This is a genomic window from Nocardia crassostreae, from assembly GCF_001613405.1.
Classification (GTDB): Bacteria; Actinomycetota; Actinomycetes; order Mycobacteriales; family Mycobacteriaceae; genus Nocardia; species Nocardia crassostreae.
Genome location: NZ_BDCH01000015.1, coordinates 247,613 through 268,912, shown reverse-complemented (window position 1 = coordinate 268,912; position 21,300 = coordinate 247,613). Strand labels below are relative to the sequence as shown.

18 protein-coding genes, 4 pseudogenes and 1 riboswitch are annotated in these 21,300 nt (G+C 68.1%); of the genes and pseudogenes, 10 read left to right on the top strand and 12 right to left on the bottom strand.

The window, feature by feature from the left end; genetic code table 11:
* Positions 1–1,212 precede the first annotated feature (1,212 nt).
* Positions 1,213–1,283: riboswitch (adenosylcobalamin-variant (AdoCbl-variant) riboswitch) on the top strand.
* A gap of 76 nt (positions 1,284–1,359) precedes the next feature.
* The 3 genes and pseudogenes from cobN to NC4_RS16395 form a co-directional block, all read left to right on the top strand.
* Positions 1,360–5,223 (top strand): annotated as a pseudogene (cobN, locus tag NC4_RS16405) (cobaltochelatase subunit CobN); the annotation flags it as partial.
* A gap of 310 nt (positions 5,224–5,533) precedes the next feature.
* On the top strand, positions 5,534–6,049 hold the full coding sequence (locus NC4_RS16400; protein WP_067538685.1) for a DUF8020 domain-containing protein: 516 nt from the start codon (positions 5,534–5,536) through the stop codon (positions 6,047–6,049).
* A gap of 125 nt (positions 6,050–6,174) precedes the next feature.
* On the top strand, positions 6,175–6,513 hold the full coding sequence (locus NC4_RS16395; protein ID WP_067538682.1) for a PPOX class F420-dependent oxidoreductase: 339 nt from the start codon (positions 6,175–6,177) through the stop codon (positions 6,511–6,513).
* A 51-nt stretch (positions 6,514–6,564) separates the two neighbouring features.
* On the opposite strand, the gene NC4_RS16390 is transcribed toward NC4_RS16395, so the two are convergent.
* A complete protein-coding gene (locus NC4_RS16390) occupies positions 6,565–6,945 on the bottom strand; it encodes a PPOX class F420-dependent oxidoreductase (RefSeq protein WP_067538679.1) in 381 nt (126 codons plus the stop codon).
* Positions 6,946–7,057: 112 nt separating this feature from the next.
* On the opposite strand from NC4_RS16390, the gene NC4_RS16385 reads away from it, so the two are divergent.
* Positions 7,058–7,771 carry a DUF8817 family protein gene (locus NC4_RS16385; protein WP_067538676.1) on the top strand — a complete coding sequence of 238 codons (714 nt, stop codon included), beginning with the start codon at positions 7,058–7,060 and terminating at the stop codon, positions 7,769–7,771.
* Positions 7,772–8,044: 273 nt separating this feature from the next.
* Here NC4_RS16385 and NC4_RS39070 read toward each other — a convergent pair.
* The 3 genes and pseudogenes from NC4_RS39070 to map all read right to left on the bottom strand — a co-directional run.
* Positions 8,045–8,434 (bottom strand): annotated as a pseudogene (locus NC4_RS39070) (TetR-type transcription factor C-terminal domain-containing protein); the annotation flags it as partial.
* Between the two features lie 39 nt (positions 8,435–8,473).
* On the bottom strand, positions 8,474–8,749 hold the full coding sequence (locus NC4_RS41060; protein WP_084529215.1) for a helix-turn-helix domain-containing protein: 276 nt from the start codon (positions 8,747–8,749) through the stop codon (positions 8,474–8,476).
* 76 nt (positions 8,750–8,825) lie between these two features.
* Entirely contained in the window at positions 8,826–9,590 is a 765-nt protein-coding gene (gene map, locus NC4_RS16375) for a type I methionyl aminopeptidase (RefSeq protein WP_067538672.1), read from the bottom strand.
* 80 nt (positions 9,591–9,670) lie between these two features.
* Here map and NC4_RS16370 point away from each other — a divergent pair, with 80 nt between their 5' ends.
* Positions 9,671–9,943, top strand: a complete 273-nt coding sequence (locus NC4_RS16370) for a helix-turn-helix transcriptional regulator (RefSeq protein ID WP_067538670.1) — start codon at positions 9,671–9,673, stop codon at positions 9,941–9,943.
* A gap of 31 nt (positions 9,944–9,974) precedes the next feature.
* On the opposite strand, the pseudogene NC4_RS16365 reads toward NC4_RS16370, so the two are convergent.
* The 4 genes and pseudogenes from NC4_RS16365 to NC4_RS16350 form a co-directional block, all read right to left on the bottom strand.
* Positions 9,975–10,909, bottom strand: a pseudogene (locus NC4_RS16365) (S1C family serine protease).
* A gap of 397 nt (positions 10,910–11,306) precedes the next feature.
* Positions 11,307–11,903 (bottom strand): dihydrofolate reductase family protein, encoded by a 597-nt coding sequence (locus NC4_RS16360; RefSeq protein ID WP_067538667.1) that lies wholly within the window; start codon positions 11,901–11,903, stop codon positions 11,307–11,309.
* Between the two features lie 100 nt (positions 11,904–12,003).
* On the bottom strand, positions 12,004–13,401 hold the full coding sequence (locus NC4_RS16355; RefSeq protein ID WP_067538795.1) for a TldD/PmbA family protein: 1,398 nt from the start codon (positions 13,399–13,401) through the stop codon (positions 12,004–12,006).
* A gap of 19 nt (positions 13,402–13,420) precedes the next feature.
* Positions 13,421–14,947 (bottom strand): TldD/PmbA family protein, encoded by a 1,527-nt coding sequence (locus NC4_RS16350; protein WP_067538794.1) that lies wholly within the window; start codon positions 14,945–14,947, stop codon positions 13,421–13,423.
* Between the two features lie 188 nt (positions 14,948–15,135).
* Here NC4_RS16350 and NC4_RS39060 point away from each other — a divergent pair, with 188 nt between their 5' ends.
* A complete protein-coding gene (locus NC4_RS39060; RefSeq protein ID WP_245721725.1) occupies positions 15,136–15,996 on the top strand; it encodes a TetR/AcrR family transcriptional regulator in 861 nt (286 codons plus the stop codon).
* A gap of 17 nt (positions 15,997–16,013) precedes the next feature.
* On the opposite strand, the gene NC4_RS16340 is transcribed toward NC4_RS39060, so the two are convergent.
* Positions 16,014–16,781, bottom strand: coding sequence for a TSUP family transporter (locus tag NC4_RS16340; protein WP_067538792.1), 768 nt, complete (start codon positions 16,779–16,781; stop codon positions 16,014–16,016).
* 90 nt (positions 16,782–16,871) lie between these two features.
* Between NC4_RS16340 and NC4_RS16335 the strand changes: the two genes are divergently transcribed.
* From NC4_RS16335 to NC4_RS16325, 3 genes are all read left to right on the top strand, one after another.
* Positions 16,872–18,062 carry a sensor histidine kinase gene (locus NC4_RS16335; RefSeq protein WP_067538664.1) on the top strand — a complete coding sequence of 397 codons (1,191 nt, stop codon included), beginning with the start codon at positions 16,872–16,874 and terminating at the stop codon, positions 18,060–18,062.
* 31 nt (positions 18,063–18,093) lie between these two features.
* A complete protein-coding gene (locus NC4_RS16330) occupies positions 18,094–18,756 on the top strand; it encodes a response regulator (RefSeq protein WP_067538661.1) in 663 nt (220 codons plus the stop codon).
* 83 nt (positions 18,757–18,839) lie between these two features.
* A complete protein-coding gene (locus tag NC4_RS16325) occupies positions 18,840–19,334 on the top strand; it encodes an FxsA family protein (RefSeq protein ID WP_067538658.1) in 495 nt (164 codons plus the stop codon).
* 69 nt (positions 19,335–19,403) lie between these two features.
* Here NC4_RS16325 and NC4_RS16320 read toward each other — a convergent pair whose 3' ends face one another.
* The 3 genes and pseudogenes from NC4_RS16320 to NC4_RS42695 all read right to left on the bottom strand — a co-directional run.
* A complete protein-coding gene (locus NC4_RS16320) occupies positions 19,404–20,243 on the bottom strand; it encodes an ABC transporter permease (RefSeq protein ID WP_067538656.1) in 840 nt (279 codons plus the stop codon).
* Positions 20,240–20,788, bottom strand: a complete 549-nt coding sequence (locus NC4_RS44665) for an ATP-binding protein DrrA1-3 family domain-containing protein (protein WP_369690757.1) — start codon at positions 20,786–20,788, stop codon at positions 20,240–20,242. Before NC4_RS44665 ends, NC4_RS16320 begins: the two co-directional genes overlap by 4 nt.
* Positions 20,774–21,107, bottom strand: a pseudogene (locus NC4_RS42695) (ATP-binding cassette domain-containing protein); the annotation flags it as partial. The gene NC4_RS44665 and the pseudogene NC4_RS42695, both read right to left, overlap by 15 nt.
* Between NC4_RS42695 and NC4_RS42690 the strand changes: the two are divergent.
* Positions 20,989–21,240 (top strand): hypothetical protein, encoded by a 252-nt coding sequence (locus NC4_RS42690; protein ID WP_245721731.1) that lies wholly within the window; start codon positions 20,989–20,991, stop codon positions 21,238–21,240. The pseudogene NC4_RS42695 and the gene NC4_RS42690 overlap by 119 nt on opposite strands.
* Positions 21,241–21,300 lie beyond the last annotated feature (60 nt).

Below are 21,300 nucleotides of genomic sequence, written 5' to 3'. Positions count from 1 at the left end.
ACGGCCCAAACCCACCCAGAACTGCCCGAAAAGAATTCCCTACAGACGGACGAACTGGCTTGATACGCGGATCGGGATTGCATCAACTGTCCTCGACAGTTCGCCTCCGGCGGACCAACTCGAACCGACCTTGTTTTACGGTCCACCCGTATTGCCACCAGCCCGCCGACACTCCGGCCTGCCAGCGCAACACCCCGCCGACTCCCGGCCAGCTGGTCCTGATCCGTCCGCCGCAGGCGAACTCCTCCATCAACAGGTGGCAAGCCAGTTGGTGCATCCCAGGCGGGATCCTTGCCCGTGATCCACACCCGGGTTGGTCCGCCGACGGGTGGGGTCATTTTCGCGGTCTCGTCTGTCCGCCGAAGGCGAACCCCGAACCACAGGTGACGCAAGCCCGTCCGCTGCACACGGCGGTCGACAGCAATCCTGTTGGCAGAGTTCTATCCGCCGCGCACAACAAGGTAACTACAGGGAAAAGTATTGGTGCAAGCCTGTGTGGGTTTGGGCTGTCTCGATTTTGGACTGAGCGGAGCGTGCGTCGGACGGGGGAGCGAAGCAGAGGAGCTCCGGCGTGCGCGGAGGGAGGGAAAAATCGAGACTTCAGGGGCCCAAACCCCGCCCGGAGCGAAGCGGAGGGCAAATTAAACACAGCACGAGCGATTCTTGGAGGAATTGCTCTTGATACCGTTCGCACATCCAGGGTCTTGGCAGTTCGCCTGCGGCGGACTGGCGGGGACGTTGGTCAGCGGGTGTTCCTGTATGGCAGGGACACCCGCTGAGAGGGAGTATGTGGGGAGGGGTTAGCCCGCGCGGTGGGGTTCTATGGCTTTGGGGGCTCCTCGGCGGCGGGCGAAGGCTGGGGATTTTTCCCAGCTGTCGTTCAGGAGGCTGGGGACGTTGTGGTGTTCCATGTTGTCTCGGTGGATGGTTGTTCCGAGGACTGTGACACCGAACAGTACGGTTGCTGCGCAGATGATTCCTGCGAGCATTGCGTACTGTGTGTGGCCGGAGCCGGCGGCCGTCAGGGCCATTGCCAGCGTTGCGAAGGCAACCAGTATGCAAAAGTATCCTGACCAGGCGGCGAACCTGTTCCGCCTGACCCAACCCGGGGTGTTCGGCATACGGAGAGCGTACGCCTGGGGGTGGGTTCGAGACAGGTCTGCGGAGCAGCCTTTGCCGCACTGTGATGCGGTCGCGATAGCATCCAACAGCTTGTCGAATGGAAGAAGCCGGTGGAATTCCGGTGCGGTCGCGCCACTGTGACAGTCAGACCTTCCCGGCAGGCGCCAACCCGTGCTGGGCGCGTAACCCTAGGAAGGCTCGAACCCTGTGATTCTGCTGCTGTCCACGTCCGATACCGATCTGTTGAGTGCTCGCGCGAGCGGGGCTGCCTATCGGCTTGCCAATCCGGCGCGGATCCTCACCGAGGATCTTCCCGGCCTGCTCGAGGACGTCGACCTGATGATCGTGCGTATCCTCGGCGGCAAGCGGGCCTGGGAGGACGGCCTGGAGGCTCTGCGCGCCAGCGGAATCCCGCTGGTGGCTCTGGGGGGTGAGATCGCCCCGGATGCCGAGTTGATGGAATCCTCGACTGTTCCCGGCGGGGTGGCGGCCGACGCCCACAATTATCTGGCCGCGGGCGGGCCCGGGAACCTGCTGCAGTTGCACAACTTTCTGTCCGACACTGTGCTGCTGACCGGGCACGGCTTCGAGCCGCCGGTGGAGATGCCGAGCTGGGGTGAGCTGGAACGCGATTCCCGCCATGGCGCGCGGGCGGCCACTTCGAGCGCGAACAGTGCGGTTGCCGGGGATGTGCCGACGGTGGCGGTCGTGTACTACCGCGCGCAGCATCTGGCGGGGAACACGGGCTATATCGATGCGCTGTGTGCCGCCATCGAGGACAAGGGCGCACGGGCGATTCCGCTGTACTGTGCCTCCCTGCGCACCGCCGAACCCGAACTCCTCGCCAAGCTTCGTGAGGCCGACGCGCTGGTGGTGACCGTGCTCGCCGCGGGCGGCACCAAACCCGCCACCGCCTCGGCGGGTGGCGACGACGAGGCTTGGGATGTGGGCGCTCTCGCCGATCTGGATGTCCCCATCCTGCAAGGGCTCTGCCTGACCAGCGGCCGCGCCCAGTGGGAAGCCAACGACGATGGTCTCTCGCCGCTCGATGTGGCCACTCAGGTCGCTGTTCCGGAGTTCGACGGCCGGATCATCACGGTTCCGTTCTCCTTCAAGGAGTTCGACGCCGACGGGCTGTCCACTTATGTCCCGGATCCCGAACGTGCCGCTCGTGTCGCGGGAATCGCGGTGCGCTACGCCAAACTCCGCCATATTCCGGCCGCCGACAAGCGCATTGCCATCGTTCTGTCGGCGTACCCGACCAAGCACGCGCGCATCGGTAATGCCGTCGGCCTGGACACCCCTGCCAGCGCCATCAAGCTGCTGACCGAAATGCGTGCCGCCGGTTACGATCTCGGTGCCGAGGGTGAGATCCCGGGCTTGGAGCAGGCCGACGGTGACGCGCTCATCCACGCGCTCATCGCGGCAGGTGGCCAGGATCCGGACTGGCTGACCGCCGAACAGTTGGAGGGCAATCCGATACGCATCGGGGCGGACCTGTACTCGGCGTGGTTCGACACCCTGCCCGAGGATCTGCGCGAGGCCGTCGTCGAGGCGTGGGGCCCACCGCCCGGCGAGATGTATGTGGACCGGTCGCAGGACCCCAAGGGCGAAATCGTCATCGCCGCCTTGCGTTTCGGGAATGTCGTGCTCATCGTGCAGCCCCCGCGCGGGTTCGGCGAGAACCCGGTCGCCATCTACCACGACCCGGATCTGCCGCCCTCGCACCACTATCTGGCCGCTTACCGCTGGCTGGCCGCCCCGGAGGGGTTCGCCGCCGACGCCATGGTCCATCTGGGTAAGCACGGCAATCTGGAATGGCTGCCGGGCAAGACGCTCGGCATGTCCGCCTCCTGCGGGACCGACGCCGCCCTCGGCGACCTGCCGCTCATCTACCCGTTCCTGGTGAACGATCCCGGCGAGGGCACCCAGGCCAAGCGCCGCGCCCACGCCACCCTGGTCGACCACCTCATCCCGCCCATGGCGCGCGCCGAAACCTATGGCGACATCTCGCGTCTGGAGCAGTTGCTCGACGAGCACTCGAACATCTCCGCCCTGGACCCGGCCAAGCTGCCCGCCATCCGCCAGCAGATCTGGACGCTCATGCGCGCCGCCAAGATGGACCACGACCTGGGCCTGTCCGAGCGCCCGGAAGAGGACGTCTTCGACGATATGCTCCTGCACGTCGACGGCTGGCTCTGCGAGATCAAGGACGTCCAGATCCGTGATGGCCTGCACATCCTCGGCCAGGCTCCCGCCGGTGAGGCCGAAGTCGACCTCGTGCTGGCCATGCTCCGCGCCCGCCAGCTCTGGGGCGGTGAAACCAACGTTCCCGGCCTGCGAGAAGCCCTCGGTCTCAGCGAATCCGGCGACGAATCCCGCGGCCGCGTCGACGAATTCGAAGCACGCGCCCGCGAACTGGTCGCAGCCATGCAAGAGGTCGACTGGGATGTCCAGTCGATCGACCCGATCACCGAGGCGCTGGTCGGCGGCGCGATGAGCACGTCGAAGAGTTCGGTCGCTGCGAGCGTCACCGGCGACGCGCCGAGCGCCACTGCGGAAAAGACTTCGCCGGAAGCTCTTTCGTCGGCCTCCGCCTCGATGGGGGGCGGCGATGCCACGACAGCGGAGTCCGCTCTGGTCGGGGCCGCCGCCGCTTCCAGCGCCGACGCGAGTACGTCCGAGGCCGAGGCGGCCGCGCAGGCGCCGGAATCCCTCAAGCGTGCGGGCGAGCAGGACTCGGCGCGGCAGGCGCGCCTTACCGCGGTGCGGCAGGTGCTGGGCTTCGCTGCGACCGAGGTGGTGCCGCGGTTGCGGCAGACGGGAGTGGAGGTCGCGCGGATTCTGCATGCGCTCGATGGCGGATTCATTCCGGCGGGGCCGAGTGGGTCGCCGTTGCGCGGGCTGATCAATGTGCTGCCGACGGGGCGCAACTTCTACTCGGTGGATCCGAAGGCGGTGCCGTCGCGGCTGGCGTGGGAAACCGGTCAGGCCATGGCGGATTCGCTGCTGGAGCGGTATCTCGCCGATCACGGGGAGTATCCGCGTTCGGTGGGGTTGTCGGTGTGGGGCACCTCGGCCATGCGGACCTCCGGTGACGATATCGCCGAGGTGTTCGCGCTGCTGGGTGTGCGGCCGGTGTGGGACGAGGCCAGCCGCCGCGTCACGAAGCTGGAGGCCATCGGGCTGGAGGAGCTCGGGCGGCCGCGTATCGATGTGACCGTGCGCATTTCGGGATTCTTCCGGGATGCCTTCCCGCATGTGCTGGCGCTGCTCGACGGTGCGGTGCGGCTGGTCGCGGGGCTCGACGAGCCTGCCGAGTCGAATTACGTTCGCGCGCACACGAATGCGGATCTGGCCGAGCACGGCGACGAACGTCGCGCCACCACACGCATTTTCGGCTCCAAGCCGGGCACCTACGGCGCGGGTCTGTTGCAGCTCATCGATTCCAAGAGCTGGCGCACCGACGACGATCTCGCGCAGGTGTACACCACCTGGGGCAGGTACGCCTACGGCCGCGATCTCGACGGTGCACCGGCGGCCGACGACATGCGCACCGCGTACAAGCGAATCGCGGTGGCGGCCAAGAACACCGACACCCGCGAGCACGATATCGCCGACTCCGACGACTACTTCCAGTACCACGGCGGCATGGTGGCCGCGGTGCGCGCGCTGACCGGCAAGAATCCGGAGGCCTACATCGGCGACAGCACGCGCCCGGACGCCGTGCGCACCCGCACCCTCTCGGAGGAGACCACTCGCGTCTTCCGTGCGCGCGTGGTGAATCCGCGCTGGCTCGAGGCCATGCGCCGACACGGCTACAAGGGCGCGTTCGAAATGGCCGCCACCGTCGACTATCTCTTCGGCTACGACGCCACCACCAATGTGGTCGCCGACTGGATGTACGAGAAGCTCGCCGAGAGCTACGTTTTCGACGATATCAACCGCAAGTTCATGGAGCAGTCGAATCCCTGGGCCCTGCACGGTATTGCGGAACGTTTGCTGGAGGCGGCCGAGCGTAAACTCTGGGAGCAGCCGGAGATCGAAACCCTGGATCGGCTGCGTGAGGTCTACCTGGAGACCGAAGGCGAACTGGAATAAGGGAATTCCTCATTCGGAGCGGGTTCGAGTTGGGTGCGCAGGGGCGTCGCTGACGGTCTTGATCAGGACAAGGGCGGACAACCCCGGTTCAGGGGGCTTCCCTGCGCGCCAACTTAAGAGCATCATAAGAATGGTTCGGCGTCATACTCGGGGAGGCGCCGGGCAAACCCAATCTTGTTATTGGGCCGGAATATTGGAACCCGCATCTCCCCGGTTCGCCGAATAATCGAGTCGTCGCCATTCGACGGATTCGATCGGATACGCCTACTCGTTTTCGGGTGGACCGGCGCTTCGATTGAAGGTAATCGTCATGGGTATCAAGAAGTTTGCGATAGCCGCATTGCTGGTGGCCGCGGGCCTCGGCATTACCACGGCCACGGCGCAGGGTCAGGCCGCGAACGCCGTGCGCGGAATTGATCAAGGGGTCGTCTACACCGCCGGGTGGGCGTCCGATTACAGCAGCGTGAGCACCACGCTCGACAATGGCATCTTCCGGATCACACCGGATGCGGTCGAAGTCGCCGCCCCGAGCGGCGCCGTGATCGCCTCCATCCCCATGGTTCTCGGTGAAGTGCGGCTGGATCCGCGCGTCGACGCCGCCGGGACCACCCTCACCATCGACCGGCCGGCCACCGCACCCGCGGCGACCTCGCCGGAGGCGGTGGTGCTGAAGGATATCGCCTCGGCCGGTCAGATCATTGCCGGCATCGCCATCGGATGCGTGGTCGGCGCCCTCATCGGGCTGATCTTCTTCCTGGTCGGCGCGATTCCTGGTTGCATCATCGGCGCGGTCATCGGCGGCATCATCGCGGCCGAGCAGCGGTAGCGGCGTCGGGCAGTCGATGCGGTCGCGGCGCACCCCGGCGCCGCGGCCGTACGACTGCGGACGTACGCGCGGGCGCGATCGCGGACGGATGTGGGTCCCCGGGCCCCGGCCATACCGTTTTCCGCATGACGTGGAACGACGTGGCGCAGACCACCTTCGCAGCCCTGACCACCTACAAGAAGGACGGCACGGCCGTCGCCACCCCCGTGTGGGTGGCGCCCGACGGCGACCGCATCGTCATCTGGACCATGACCGGCACCTGGAAGGTCAAGCGCATCGCGCGCAATCCGGCGGTGACGCTGCAGGCCTGTGACGGGCGCGGCCGCATCCGCGGAGAGGAGGTGATCACCGGCGCCGCGCGCATCCTCGACGCGGACGGCATCGAGCACGTCCGCGGCGTGGTCGGCCGTAAGTACGGCCTGATCGGCACGCTGGCCATCAAGGCGCACAAGCTCTTTCGCTGAGCGCATCGTTCGGTCGGCATTGCCGTCGTGCCCGATGCGCCCGTATAGCCGCTACGCCGGGGCGATCTCGATGCCGATGGTGCCGCTCTTGCCCCGGCGCAGCACGCTGCCCGTCACCACGAGCAGCCCCTGCAATCCGTAGCGCTTCTTGACCAGCGCGCGCACCCGATCGCTGCCCGCACCGTCGAGGACGGTGGCGGTGCCCTTGACCACCTCACCGTGCGCCTTGCCCCGTACATCGCACGGTTGCAGGGTCACCTGCGGATTGCGGCGAATGCGCTTCACCTTCCAGCTGTCGGTGACCGTCCAGACGTAGAGCCGCCCGGCGTCCAGCGCGGCCCACACGGCGGTCGCGACCGGGGTGCCGTCCTTCTTGAACGTGGTCAGCAGAACGTAATTGGCGGTGCCCACCGGCCCGAAGGGATTGTCCACGCCCGCAGCCTAGCGGTCCCGGCCCGCATCCGCCCACAACGAGTTATGTGCATGTGCGGGTCGAGTCTGGATAGCGCTTCGATTGCCGAAGGCAACCACGAGGAGGCACGCAATGGCCGCTGTATCGATCCCGACCATGTGGGGCGGGAACCTGGCCGAGACGCTCGACTTCTACAAGACGCTCGGTTACACCGTCACCTACGAGCAGACCCGCCCCTACACCTACGGCGCGGTGACTCGTGACGGCTACGACCTTCATTTCGGTCCCACCCCGAAGGACCTGACCGCCGAACAGGCCTATATCGGCTGCCTGGTCCTGCTGGACGAGGTGGAAACCCTGCACGCCGAATTCACCGCCGCCCTGCGCGCGAAGTACGGCCGGATCCCCGCCCGCGGCATTCCCCGCATCACCCGCTTCCGGCCCGGCCAGACCCGATTCACCGTGGTCGACCCGGTCGGCAACTCCGTCATCTACATCCGGCGCGACGAACCGGACCCCGAATACGGCGGCTCGAAGTCCCTGAAGGGCCTGGCCAAGGTTCTCGACAACGCCCGCATCCTGCGCGACTCCAAGAACGACGACAAGGCCGCCGCCCGGGCCGTCGAAGCAGGTCTGCGCCGCCACGGCGCCACCTCCACGCCGGTCCTGCGCGGCCGCGCCCTGGCCGTGCTCGCCGAAATCGCCGCCGCCGCGGAAGACTCCGCCCGCGTCGCCGAAATGATCGGCGAGATAGCGCAACTGGACCTCTCCGCCGAAGATCGCGCCGCCGTCGCCGCCGAACTCCAACTCGTGACCGACCTCCAGCATTGGCTCACCGACATTTGATCCCGCGCGGATGTGAAGCATCGACGACCGGGAACTGGTGGCGGCATTTCGCGAGTAGCCGCCGCCACCAGTTCCCGGTCGTCGCCGTTTCGGATTGGGGGAGGGCGACGCTCCGGGGAGTGGCGGCGGCTCGGATATGGGTGGCGGGCGCTGGATGGGGCGAATGTGGCGTGTTCGAGGGAGTTCGGTGTGCCGCGGTCGCCGCCGTGGCCTTCGGCTGACTGCTGCGGGCGCGCGCCGAGGAGGCCGACGGGCGGGCCGAGCCGTTGGCGCCTATGCGCGTGGCGAAGGGGGCGTTTCGGGTTGCGGGGGCGCGCCCACGATGCGGAGGGCGACGGTGGCGTAGTCGGCGGCGATCTGGTCGGGGGTGCGGTGGTGGGTGGGGTGGTGGGTGGGGTGGTACCAGCGGGCGGTGTCGACGCAGAGGGAGAACAGGGCGATCGCGGTGGTGGTGGGATCGGCTGGGGCCAGGGCGAATTCGCCGGATTCCGCGCCTGCGGCGACCAGATCGCGCAGGATGCGGTGGATATCGTCCTGGATGGCGAGGACCTCGCTGCGGTGGTCGGGGGTGAGGGCCGTCAGGTGGTGCAGGACCACGCGGACTTCGGCGTGGTGGCGGGCATGCCAGGCGGCGAGGTCGGCGATGGTGGCGGACAAGCGGGCGGCGGCGGTGTCGGGGGTGCTGGCCGCGGTTCGGGCGACCTAGTGGGTCGTGCGGATGGACGACTGGGAGATGCGGTGCAGCACTTCCTCTTTGGAGTTGAAGTGCACGTAGAGGCCCGCGGGGGAGAGACCGGCGCGGGCCGCGATATCGCGGGTGGTGGTGGCATGGAAGCCGTATTCGGCGAAGGCGGATACGGCGGCGTGCAGGATGCGATTGCGGCCATCGGGGAAGCGGCGCGGATTCCGCTCCAGGTTCGCCGACGCGGAGAACGGTGCGCCGGTGCCGGTTCCGGGCGTTATGTCGTCGTTTCCCATCGAATCATTATCGCGGGGAGGGGTTTTCGGGCGCGCGACCGGGCCGGGCGGTCGCGCGGACCCCGTGGTGAGCGGCTCAGGCGCGGGTGAGGACCTGCGGGCCGTCGGCGGTGACGGCGACGGTGTGCTCGGAGTGGGCGGTGCGGGAACCGTCGGCGGAGCGGATGGTCCAGCCGTCCGCATCGGTGACGACCCGATCGGTGGTGCGCGCGAACCACGGTTCGATGGCAATGGTCAGGCCGGGCTTCAAGCGGAAAGCGCGGCCCGCCACACCGTCATTGGAGATGTGCGGATCCTCGTGCATGGTGCGGCCCAGGCCGTGGCCGCCGAATTCGGTGTTCACCGGGTAGCCGTGCTCGCGCGCCACGGCGGCGATGGCGGCGGAGATATCGCCGATGCGATTGCCGGGTTGGGCGGCCTCGATGGCGGCGTCGAGGGCGAGTTCGGTGGCGCGCACCAGGCGGACGTCCTCGGGAGCGGCCTCGCCGACGATGACGGTGGTGGCGGAGTCGGCGACCCAGCCGTCGATGCTCACCGCCAGGTCCATGCTCAGCACGTCGCCGTCGCGGAGGTCGTAATCGAACGGAAGTCCGTGCAGCACCGCATCGTTCACCGACAGGCAGATGGTGTTGCGGAAGGGGCCGCGCCCGAAGGAGGGGGAGTAGTCCCAGTAGCACGACACCGCGCCGCGTTCGCGAATCCGTTCGCGCACAAAGGCTTCCAGTTCCAGCAGATTCACCCCGATCTGCGCCTTCGCTCGCAGTTCCGCCAGCACCCCGGCAATGAACCGCCCCGTCACCCGCATGCGCTCGATCCCCGCCGCGGTCTTGAGTTCCACCATTACAACAACCTCCAGTTCGGTATTTTAATACCGACCCTAGCGCCTTGCGGTATTTAAATACCAACCGTAGGCTGACCGCCATGGTTCGCCTCCCCCTGACCCCGGCCCAACTCGAAGCCGGTCGCCGCCTGGGCCGAGCCCTGCGCACCGCCCGTGCCGACCGCGACCTCGCCGAGGTCGCGGCCAGCGCCGGAATCTCCCCCGAAACCCTGCGCAAAATCGAATCGGGCCGCATGCCCACCCCCGCCTTCGGCACCGTCGTAGCCCTCAGCCGCACCCTCGCCATCCCCCTCGACAACCTCGCCGACCACTGGCAGCCCGCCACCCCCGAGGCCCACCGCACCGCCTCCTGAGATCCTCGACCTGCGCGCCACAGCGCTCGGGTCAGTCCACGGTGAGTTCGACCGGGACGGCGATGACATCGACCATTGCGCCGTTGCGGAGCACTGTCACGGGGAGTGAGCGGCCTATGGCGTCGCCGAAGAGTTGGCGTTGGATGCCTTGGGCGTCGCGGACTTCGGTGCGGGCGACGCTCAGGACGAGGTCGCCGCGGCGGAGTCCGGCGCGTTCGGCGGGGCCGCCGCGGACTACTTCGACAATGCGCAGTCCGGCGTCCTGGCCGTGGCGGGCGGCGACGGCGGCGGGCAGGGGAGCGGGGACGCCGACCACGCCGAGATAGGCGCGGCGGACGCGGCCTTCGTTGAGCAGCGTGGTGATGATGCGGCGGGTCGTGGCATTGATGGGAATGGCCAGGCCGAGGCCGATTCCGGCGACGGCGGTATTGATGCCGACCACGCGGCCGCCGGAATCGGCGAGTGCGCCACCGGAATTGCCGGGGTTGAGGGCCGCGTCGGTCTGGATCACGTCCTCGATCACGCGGGTGGTGCGGCGGCTGCCGACCGGAACCGACCGGCCCAGCGCGCTCACCACCCCGGCGGTGACCGACCCGGCCAAGCCGAGCGGACTCCCGACGGCGACCACCAACTGTCCGACGGCGAGGCGATCGGCGTCGCCGAGGACGGCGGCCGCCGGGGCTCCGCCGCGCGCCCGCAGCACCGCCAGATCCGAGAGCGGGTCCACCCCCACCACGTCGAATCGTGACTCCGCACCGTCGGCGAACACCACGACCCCATTGCCGGAGGACCCCACCACGTGCGCATTGGTCAGCAGGAACCCGTCATCGGTGAACACCACCGCAGATCCGCCACCCCGCCGCTGGCCACATGCGGCGTCACCGACCGCGCCACCGCGATCACCGTGCGCGAATACGCATCCAGCGCAGCCGAATCCGGTGGCCCGCCCAGGATCTCCGGCGGCAAGGCATCCGCGGCCCGGCTGTCGGCGCCACTCGCACTCGGGTGCGCACCCATTCCGGCGCGCCCACTCGCATCGTCGGCTCCGGCCGTGCCGCGGGGTCCGGTCGTACCGCCGTTCCCGGCCGGGGAACCTGTCGCGCGGGCCCGTGAATCCGTGGCGTCAGGGGTTTCCCGCCATGCTTCTGCTCTTCGTGAATCTCCGTCGCGCCCGGCATTGTTGCCCGGATTCGGCCGCCGTGCGGCGTCTTCGGGTTGCGCCGTCGACGAGGAGGTTGCGTCGTCGGTCACGACGATCACCCTCCCGATTACATGATTACGTCTGTGAGTCCAGGATGCGCGCGTTCCGGCGTGCCGACAACTGGTTCGCCGACAGCGAAAGGGGTTGGCAGGCGGCGGAAATTCAGGTGAATCGGTAGTGGAGGTGGGTTACTCGGTTGCCGGGGACGATTTCGGGGCCGTCCAGGAGGACGGGGGCATTGTCGAAGTGGCCGAACATGGGGACGCCGTCGCCGAGGAGAACGGGGGCGAGGTCGATGAGCAGTTCGTCGAGGAGTCCGGCTTCCAGGCATTGGCGGGCCATGGCGCCGCCGTTGACGGCGATGGTCTTGTCCCCGGCGATCTGGCGTGCGGTGTCGATGGCCTCTTTGATGCCGCCGGTGGCGAAGGTGAAGGGCGCGTCCGGATGCTCGGCGATCCACTGCTCGGGGATTCGATGCGTCACGACGACGATGGGCTTGTCGAGGGGGTGGATGCCGTTCCATCCGTTGGTGATGTCGAACAGACGGCGGCCGACCACGAGCACGCCCGATGAGTCGACGAGTGCGCGCAGGTAGGCGGCGTCGTCGGCGGTCATGCGGAAGGGCACGTCCGGGTTGGCGCTCGGGTAGTCGACGTCACCGGTCGAGTACCAGGCGAAGAGGTGCTCGAAACCGGTTTCGCCGGGCCCGGCGATATTGCCGTCGAGGGACATGGTGGCGTTCGCGATGACCTTGCTCACGGTGCGCTCCTCCAGGATTCGATGGTCCGCTGGGAGTTGAGACGTGCCGAAGCCGTGAAACTGTTCGCCGCCGATTCGTGTTGTGCCGCTTCCGGCCGAATCAGGTTGCCTGGCTGACCGAGGACATGTGGAAGTCGGGGATGCGAAGTGGGGGCATGGAGGTTCGGGTGAACCAGTCTTTCCATTCGCGGGGGAGGGTGATCTCGCTGCGGCCTGCTTCCGAGACGCGGTGGAGGAGGTCGAGGGGGCTTTCGTTGAAGCGGAAGTTGTTGACGGCGCCTGTTACTTCGCCGTTCTCGACCAGGTACACGCCGTCGCGGGTGAGACCGGTGAGGAGCAGGGTGGCCGGGTCGACTTCGCGGATGTACCAGAGGCAGGTGAGTAGCAGGCCGCGTTCGGTGTTCGCGATCATGTCGGGCAGTGTGGCGTCGGTGCCGCCCGTCATGAGCAGGTTTTCGCCGGGAAGGGTGACGGGGGCGTCGAATTCGGCGGCGGTGGCGCGGGGGTAGACGAGGGATTCGATGACGCCGTCGCGGATCCAGTCGCTGCGTTTGGCGCTCAGGCCGTTGTCGAAGACCGACAGCGCTTCGGAGGAGGACGGGGTGGCCACGAACGGCCGGTACTCCAGGCCGGTCGCGCTCGGATCGGAATAGAGGGTGAGTGGAATATCGGTGAGCCGCTCGCCGATTCGGGTGCCGCCCGCACGGGAGAACGCGGTGTGCCCTTCGTGGGCGCCGCGGCCCTCCATGGTCCAGGCCATGTAGATCATGAGGTCGGCGACGGCCGAGGGCGGCAGCAGCGTTTCGTAGCGTCCGGCGGGCAGTTCGACGCGCCGTTTGCTCCAGTCCAGGCGGCGCGAGAGCTCCGCCAGCAGGCCGGGCACGTCGACATCGGTGAAATCGTAGGTGCCGGTGCCCACCCACGCGCTGGCCAGTTCCGCACCGCTGCCGCGCTTGCCATTGATCTCCACCGATCCGGTGGGCTGCACCCAGCGCCGCCGGATCCCGGTGGAGGTGCCGAGCCAGGTGGAATGCATCTGATGGTGCGCGAACCCGTACAGCTTGTCCGCGCCGTCGAAACCCGGGGCGAGATCGCGGGCCAGATCGGTGAACACAGCGATATCGGTGGTCCCGGGCGCGCCGTCCCAGTCGAGCGCCCAATCCAGGCTGTCCTTGTCGAGGCTGTCCGGATCCAGCAGCGGCATGGCGTCTTTGGCGGGTTCGGCGGTGCGCGCGGCCTCTTCGCTGGCGCGCACCACGGCCTCGATATCGGCCGGATCCACACTGGTGGAGCTGACGCTGCCGACGCGCGCGGCCTGCGGCCCATCCCGGAAGATGGAGACGACCGCCCAGTCCCGGGCCACCGAGGACCCGTTGGTGGTCATGGAATTTCCGGCCCAGCGCAGCGACGCCTCGTGCACGTCGGTGACGATCACCATGGCCTCGTCGGCGCGCGAGGCGGCCAGGGCGGCCGCGACGACCTCGGGGGCGGGGAGCACACTCACCTGTAGTCCTTCCTCACTGCCCGGCTTCGGCGCGGGTATTGAGAACATTGATGCCGCGCACCAGGATCGGCGGGCAGCCGTGCGAGACCGCCGCGACCTGTCCGGGCTGGGCCTTACCGCAGTTGAACGCGCCACCGAGCACCCAGGTGGACGGGCCGCCGACGGCCTCCATGGATCCCCAGAAGTCGGTGGTGGTGGCCTGATAGGCGACATCGCGCAGCTGCCCGGCGAGTTCGCCATTGCGGATGCGGAAGAAGCGCTGGCCGGTGAACTGGAAGTTGTAGCGCTGCATATCGATCGACCAGGACTTGTCGCCGACGATGTAGATGCCGTTCTCCACCCGCGAGATGAGTTCCGCGGTGGAGGTGTCATTGTCCGGATCCGCTTGCAACGACACATTGGCCATGCGCTGGATCGGCACGTGATGCGCGGAGTCGGCGTAGGAGCAGCCATTGGAGCGTTCCAGCCCCAGCCGCGGCGCGAACACGCGATCGAGCTGATAGCCGACGAGGATGCCGTCGCGCACCAGATCCCACTGCTGCCCGGCCACGCCGTCGTCGTCGTAGCCGACGCTGGCCAGGCCGTGCCGCTGGGTGCGGTCACCGGTGACGTGCATGATCGGCGTGCCGTACTTCAGTTTGCCCAGCAGATCCGGGGTGGCGAAGGAGGTTCCGGCATACGCGGATTCATACCCGATGGCGCGGTCGTATTCGGTGGCGTGCCCGATGGATTCGTGAATGGTCAGCCACAGATTGCTCGGATCGATGACCAGGTCCGTCGGCCCCGCCTGCACGCTCGGCGCCTTGACCTTCTCGGCCAGGAATTCCGGCAGCTGCCCGAGTTCGCCCGCCCAGTCCCAGGTTCCGTCCGCTCCGGTGACGTACTCCCAGCCGCGTCCCGCCGGAGCGGCCAGGGTGCGCATGGTCTCGAACACGCCCGCGGACGGATCGACTGCGATGGCCTCCAGCTGCGGATGCAACCGCACCCGCTGCTGGGTGATCCGCGACCCGAACGAGTCGGCGTAGTAGGTCTGCTCCTTGACCTGCAGGACGCTCGCCGTCACATGGTCCACGCCGTCGGCGGCCCGCAGCCGGTCCGAATACTCCAGCAGCAGCGCCACTTTGTCCGGCGTCGGCACCGTGAACGGATCGACCTCGTAGGCCGACACCCACTCCGCACCGTCGTAGCGCGGTTCCGCCGCCAGTTCGACCCGCTCGCGATTCAGGCCCCGCAGCGTCGTCGCCACCGTAACGGCGCGCCGCGCGACCTCGGCCGCCACGTCGGTGGTGAGGTCGGCATGGGAGGCGAATCCCCAGGTGCCGTCGACGATCACGCGCACCGCGAACCCGAGATCGGTACTGTCGCGCACCGATTCGACCCGCCCGTCGCGCAAGCGGATGGACTGTTGCAGCAGTCGATGCACGCGCAGATCGGCATACTCGGCCCCGGCCGCCTTGGCCGCGTTCAAGGCGGCGTCGGCGAGCGCGGCCAGCGGCAGTGCGCGGAACTCGGCGTCCACGACCTTGGTTGTGATGCTCACCCGCTCCACGTTAGGGGGCGATCCACCGAAGGTTCAAGAACACACTCGAGCGGAGTGAAATACATCCCGTGCAATCGCGCACGCGATGCAATATTGCACGAAGTGTGAACCGGCACACCATGAAACGGCGCGCGAGAAGTGCTGGATATGCCGCGTTTCGCCGGGCGGACGCCGTAGGGTCTGCCCGCGTGCCGCCATCCGCTCTCCGCGACCGCAAACGCGAACGTACCCGCCGGGCTCTGCTCGAGGCCGCCGTCGAGATGTTCGAGGACCGAGGCTATGAGGCGACGACCGTCGCCGATATCGCCGCGACCGCCGAGGTCGGCACCAGAACGTTCTTCAACTACTTCGCCTCCAAAGAGGAACTGCTGTTTCCGGAACCGGACGAGCGGGTGACCTCGGCGGTGCGCGCCATCGACTCGCGCCGCCCGGGGGAGCGCCCGGTGGAGGTGCTGCTGCGGGCGCTGCGCGCCGCGGGCGACAATCCCGGAGATCATCTGGGCGACACCCTGGCCGCGCGGATCGCCGTGGTGCGCGCGCAGGTGTCGCGCACCGTGCCCGCGGTGAGGGGACGCGCCGCGCACGCCCAGCTGGCCGCGCAGCAGGAGATCGCCAAGCAGTTGCGCGTGGCCTTTCCCGAGGAACTCGACGAGGTCGGTTCGGCCGCCCTGGTGGGTGCTGTCGTCGGCGCGGTATCGGGTGCGCTGACCGTGCTGTTCCAGGACCCCAAGTGCGTCGAGGATCCGGCAACGTTGCAGCGCCGCATCCAGGAGACGACCAACAAGGTACTGGCGCCGTGGCTTTCGCAGCCGCGGCCGAGCGTGGACGCGGCCCGCGAGGCCGCCCTCGAGGCGCGCCGTCCCGCCGAGCTGCCGGGCCGTCCCGCCACCGAACTGCTCAACCGTCCCGCCGCCGAACTGTCCCGGCGCATGGGCGGCGAGAGCATTCGCCCGATTCAGATCCACCATCTGTCGACCGCGGAACAGCCCCAGCACCGGCACCGGGAGACCGACCACGAGCTAGGCAGGCCCGAAGACGCCCTGGTGTAACCGGATTCGCGGCCGGTCTAGCCGAACTGCTGCCAGCCCAACCGGATCACCATGGCCACCACCACGACCAGCAGCACGATGCGCACGAATCCGGCGCCGCGCGCCAGCGCCATGCGCGAACCCACAATGGATCCGGCGATATTGGCCACCGCCATGGCCAGGCCGAGCGCCCACAGCACATGCCCGGTCGCACCGAGGAAGATCAGCGATCCGAGATTGGATCCGCAGTTGATCACCTTGGCCATGGCTGCCGCCCGCACGAACTCGGTGCCCAGCAGGGTCGCGAAGGTAATGATGAGAAAGGTGCCGGTCCCCGGCCCCAACAGCCCGTCGTACAGGCCGATGACCCCGGCCGCAATACCGATCACATAGATCGTCTTGCGTCGCGTCGGCGGATGCGTGGCCATGGTGACCCCGATGGCGGGCCGCATGGTCACGAAGATCGCCACCCCGACCAGCACCACCATGACGATCGGAATGAACAACTCGCGATCGATGAGCGATACCGCCGCCGACCCGCACCCGGCAACCACCGCCGCGATCAGCGCGGCGGGCAGTAACGCCTTCCACCGCATCGGCACCTTGCGCGCGAATGTCATCACGGCCGCACTCGTCCCCGAGAACGCCGCCAGCTTGTTGGTCCCCAGCGCCGTCGCGGGCGCGACTCCCGGCAACACCACGAACAAGGTCGGCAGAATGATCAACCCGCCCCCGCCGACCACCGCATCGACCCACCCGGCCGCCGTCGCCGCCGTCAACAACACCGCCCAGTCCGCAACGCCCACCACGCGACCCAACCAGACCGCGCACACCCGGAGCAACTCGGTGGTGAGGTCCTCGCGCCCGCACCGCGATTGCGTGATTAGGGTGGTCGTGTGCGCCGGTTCAGTTTGTGGCTGCGGGACAGGCCGCTGGTCTCCGATTCGATGCTGGCGCTGGCCTTGTTCGCCGTCGATGTGCTCGCCATGGGCGAAAGCAAGTCGAAGATCACCTATCTGGTGTTCAGCATTCTGCTGCCGATGCCGATCATCTTCCGGCGCACCTATCCCCGGGCCGCCGCGCTGGCGCTGTTCCTCATCTCCACGGCCGCGACCGTCGTGCACTGGGGGTTCTTCGACGAATCGGTGCATCCGGCGCTGCTGGGGCTGGGGATCATGCTCTACACCCTGGTCGCCTATGTGGGGCGGCGCGAAGGGCTCATCTATTTGGGCGCGCTGTTCATCGACGGGGTGCTGGCGCGGTGGCTGGTCGGTACGCCCGACGGCAACGACATCGCCTTCACCGTACTGTACTACGCGCTGTGCTGGACGCTGGCCGAGTTCATCGGCGCGCGGCACGCCTACGACACCGAGGTGGCGGCGCGACTGGCGGTCGCCGACTACGACCGGGAACGCAGCGCCCATGACGCCGTCGCCGCCGAACGCACCCGCATCGCGCGCGAACTGCACGATGTGGTCGCGCACGCGGTGAGCGTCATCATCGTGCAGGCCGACGGGGCGCGGTACGCGCTGCGGCACGATCCCGATACCGCCGAGAAGGCCATGACCACCATTGCGGGCACCGGCCGCGAAGCGCTGCGCGAGCTGTGCCGCACCGTCGAGCTGCTGCGCAGCGAACACGCACCCGAGGAGCTGCCGCAGCACGGCACCGCGGGCATCGCCAAGCTGATCGACATGATGCGCAGCGCCGGATTGCAGGTGTCGCTCGAACTCAGCGGCGAAATCGATGCCGTCACACCCGAAGTCAGTCTCGGCATTCACCGCATCGTGCAGGAGTCGCTCACCAACACCCTGCGCCACGCCGGTCCCGACCCGCGCGCCGAAGTGCGTGTCGCCCGCCGGGATGCGGACATTCTCATCGAGGTCGTGGATTCCGGCGCAGCCGGTGCGCATCTCCCCGCCGTGCCCGCCGGTCCGGGCAGCCGTATCCCCGGCAGTGGTCTCGGCCTGGTCGGCATGCGCGAGCGCATGGCGGTGCTGGGCGGCACCCTGACCACCGGCCGCCGCCCCGAGGGCGGCTGGTCGGTGCGCGCCACCATCCCGTTGCAGCGAATTCCCGACGAATAACCACTGGACGCGGGCCGATAGGGTGTGGGCTGTGCCGATCACCGTTCTCGTAGTCGACGACCAGGAACTCATGCGCGCCGGATTGAAGATGGTGCTCGGCGCGCATCCGGACATCGAGGTGATCGGCGAGGCCGACAATGGCGCCACCGCCATTACCCGTACCACCGAACTGCGGCCCGATGTGGTCCTCATGGATGTCCGCATGCCCGTCACCGACGGCGTCACCGCCACCGCGGCCATTATCGAATCCGGTTGCGGCAGCCGCGTTCTCGTCATGACCACCTTCGACCTCGACGAACACGCCCTGGGCGCGCTGCGCGCGGGCGCGAGTGGGTTCCTGCTCAAGGACACCCCGCCCGAAGACCTCATCTCCGCTATCCGCAGCGTCGCCGCCGGTGATGCCGTGGTCTCCCCGAAGGTCACCAAGCGCCTGCTCGCTCGCCTCATTGCCGACGATCCCGCCGAGGGCCGCGATCCGTCGGTGCTGGAGGTCCTCACCGCCCGCGAACGCGAGGTCCTCGACCACATTGCGGCGGGCCGATCCAATGCCGAGATCGCGGGCGAGCTGTACCTGTCCGAGGCGACGGTCAAAACCCACGTGGGCCGCGTCCTCACCAAACTGGGTCTGCGCGACCGGGTGCAAGCCGTGGTCCTGGCCTACGAAACCGGCCTGGTCCGCCCCGGCAGCGCCTGAGTTTTGTGTGAGAGATCCCGCATCCGGGAGAAATTCCGCCGCCCGCGGCGTTACCCAGGTAGATCGATCGAAAGGATCGTGTAATGCCTGCCCTGTTGTTCGTCGCCTACTTCGTCGCGGAAATCGCCACCCTGGTGCTGGTCGGCAATGTGATCGGCGTCTTCCCGACCATTCTGCTGCTCATCGCGGGCTCGGCCGCCGGACTGATGCTGGTGCGGTCGCAGGGTCGTCGCGTCTTCGAAGGCTTCCGCAAGGCGGCCCGCGGCGAGATCGAACCGACCACCGACGTCGCCGACGGCGCGTTGGTGACCATCGGCGCGGTCCTCATGTTCGTCCCGGGCCTGCTCACCTCGTCCCTGGGCCTGCTGGCCCTGGCTCCGCCCACCCGCTTCCTGCTGCGCCCGGCCGTCGCCGCCTTCGCGGCCCGCCGCCTCAACCGCGTGGCTACCGCCGTGGGCCCCTTCGGCGCCCGCACTGCCGTCATCGACCCGGACGGCGACATCATCGACGCCACCGTCGTGACGGAGTACTACGACGACGGCCAGGGCACCGCCCATCGCATGATCGACCCGAAGTGATTCCGGCGTAAGTTCTTTCGACGCCGAGGGGCCGGGCACCGCGCAGGTGCCCGGTCCCTCGGCGTTCGGCTAGTCGGCGAGGCGGCGGTAGCGGTGCACGGACAGCGGCAGGAAGATCGCGATCAGCAGCAGGGGCCAGACGACGGCCATGAGCAGTGCGTGCTCGGCGATCCAGGACGGGTCCTCGCCGGTGGGGTTGCCGAACAGTTCGCGGGTGGCGGTGACCGTGGCCGACAAACGATTCCAGGCCGCGATGGCGCCGAGCCAGAGCGGCATGGTGGCGGTGGCGACGAACGGGTTGGCGAGGAAGCCGAGCGGAAATTCGAAGGTGCGCACGGCGGTGACCGCTTCGGGGTTCGAATAGGTGAGCAGGCCGAGGTAGACGCCGATCCACAGGAAGGCGAAGCGGAGCAGTAGGAGCAGGCCCACCGCCGCGAGGGCCGGTCCCGAGCCGCGGTGCGGCTGCCAGCCGACGGCCAGGCCGCAGCCGATGAGCACGAGCAATGTGATGGCGGCGGTGAGCATATCGGCGATGGCCCGGCCCGCCAGGACCGCCGATGCGGCCATCGGCATGGAGCGGAAGCGGTCGGTAATGCCGCGGGCGGCATCGGAGCTCACCGCGACCATGGTGGTGCCGATGCCGAAGACCATGGTCATGGCGAACATGCCGGGCAGCAGGAACTCTCGGTAATCACCGCCGCCGGGGACCGTCATGGCGCCGCCGAGCAGATACCCGAACATGAGCACGATCATGATCGGGAAGAGCAGCGTGTTGGCGATGACGACGCCCGGTTGCCGCCGCCAGTGCGCGAACTCGCGTCCCGCGATGGTGAGCGCGTCGTAGGCGGCCCACGCTGCGCGGCGCGAGCGGGACGGTACTGCGGAATCGATGGTGGCGGTGGCGATCATGCGTGGGCCTCCTCGGCAATGGTCTCGGTCGATGCGCCGGTCAGATGCAGGAAGACCTCGTCGAGCGTCGGTCTGCGCAAGGCGATGTCCTCGACGGGAATCCGGGCATCCCGCAGCGCGTAGGCGATATCGGCCAGCGCGGTCACCGGATCGTCGACCGCCGCGCTGACCCGCCGGGCCGCGAGATCGACCACCGGCTCGCCGCGAAGGTGTTCGCGCAGTAGGGAAGTGGCCGCGCCCAGATCGGCGGCATCGTGGGTCACGAGGTCGATGCGGTCCCCGCCCATCCGCGATTTCAGTTGTGCCGGACTGCCCGTCGCGATCACCCGCCCGTGGTTCATGACCGAGATCCGCGCCGCGAGCTGATCGGCCTCCTCCAGATATTGCGTGGTCAGCAGCACCGTCGTGCCCGTGGCGACGAGATTGCGCACCGCCTGCCACACCTGATTGCGATTGTGCGGATCCAGCCCGGTCGTCGGCTCGTCCAGGAACAGAACCGCAGGAGCCACAAGGAAACTCGCCGCCAGGTCGAGCCGCCGCCGCATGCCGCCGGAGTACTGCTTCACGGGCTTGTCCCCGGTATCGGCCAGCCCGAACCAGTCCAGGAGTTCCCCGGCCCGCCCCCGCGGCCCCGAGGTGACGCGGCCGTCCGAACATCTCCAGGTTCTGCCGTCCCGACAGCACCTCGTCCAATGCCGCGTGCTGCCCCACCAGCCCGATCCGCCCCCGCACCCGCGCGGCCTCGGTGATCGCGTCGAACCCGGCCACTTCCACCCGCCCGGAATCCGGCCGCGCCAGCGTCGCGAGTACCCGCACGGCCGTGGTCTTCCCCGCCCCGTTCGGGCCCAGCAGCCCGTACACCATCCCCTCGGGAACCTCGAGGTCGAACCCGTCCAAGGCCGCGGTCTCGCCGTACCGCTTCCGCACCTGCTCGCACCTGATCACGCTGGTCATCCCCGACTCCAAACTCTGTACTCTGTACGCCAATGGCAATTAGAGTACAAAGTACAGAGTTCTCTCGCCAGTGTGAATGTGTCCCGGAGAGTGCCGTCAGGCA

Bases quoted from the DNA above. Each gene is read 5' to 3' on its own strand.
- map (WP_067538672.1), bottom strand. From the start codon at position 9,590: ATGGTGGAACTCAAGACCGCGGCGGGGATCGAGCGCATGCGGGTGACG.
- NC4_RS44665 (WP_369690757.1), bottom strand. From the start codon at position 20,788: ATGCGGCGGCGGCTCGACCTGGCGGCGAGTTTCCTTGTGGCTCCTGCG.
- NC4_RS16385 (WP_067538676.1), top strand. From the start codon at position 7,058: ATGGCCGCTGTATCGATCCCGACCATGTGGGGCGGGAACCTGGCCGAG.
- NC4_RS41060 (WP_084529215.1), bottom strand. From the start codon at position 8,749: ATGGGAAACGACGACATAACGCCCGGAACCGGCACCGGCGCACCGTTC.
- NC4_RS16320 (WP_067538656.1), bottom strand. From the start codon at position 20,243: ATGATCGCCACCGCCACCATCGATTCCGCAGTACCGTCCCGCTCGCGC.
- NC4_RS16370 (WP_067538670.1), top strand. From the start codon at position 9,671: ATGGTTCGCCTCCCCCTGACCCCGGCCCAACTCGAAGCCGGTCGCCGC.
- NC4_RS16325 (WP_067538658.1), top strand. From the start codon at position 18,840: ATGCCTGCCCTGTTGTTCGTCGCCTACTTCGTCGCGGAAATCGCCACC.
- NC4_RS16400 (WP_067538685.1), top strand. From the start codon at position 5,534: ATGGGTATCAAGAAGTTTGCGATAGCCGCATTGCTGGTGGCCGCGGGC.
- NC4_RS16395 (WP_067538682.1), top strand. From the start codon at position 6,175: ATGACGTGGAACGACGTGGCGCAGACCACCTTCGCAGCCCTGACCACC.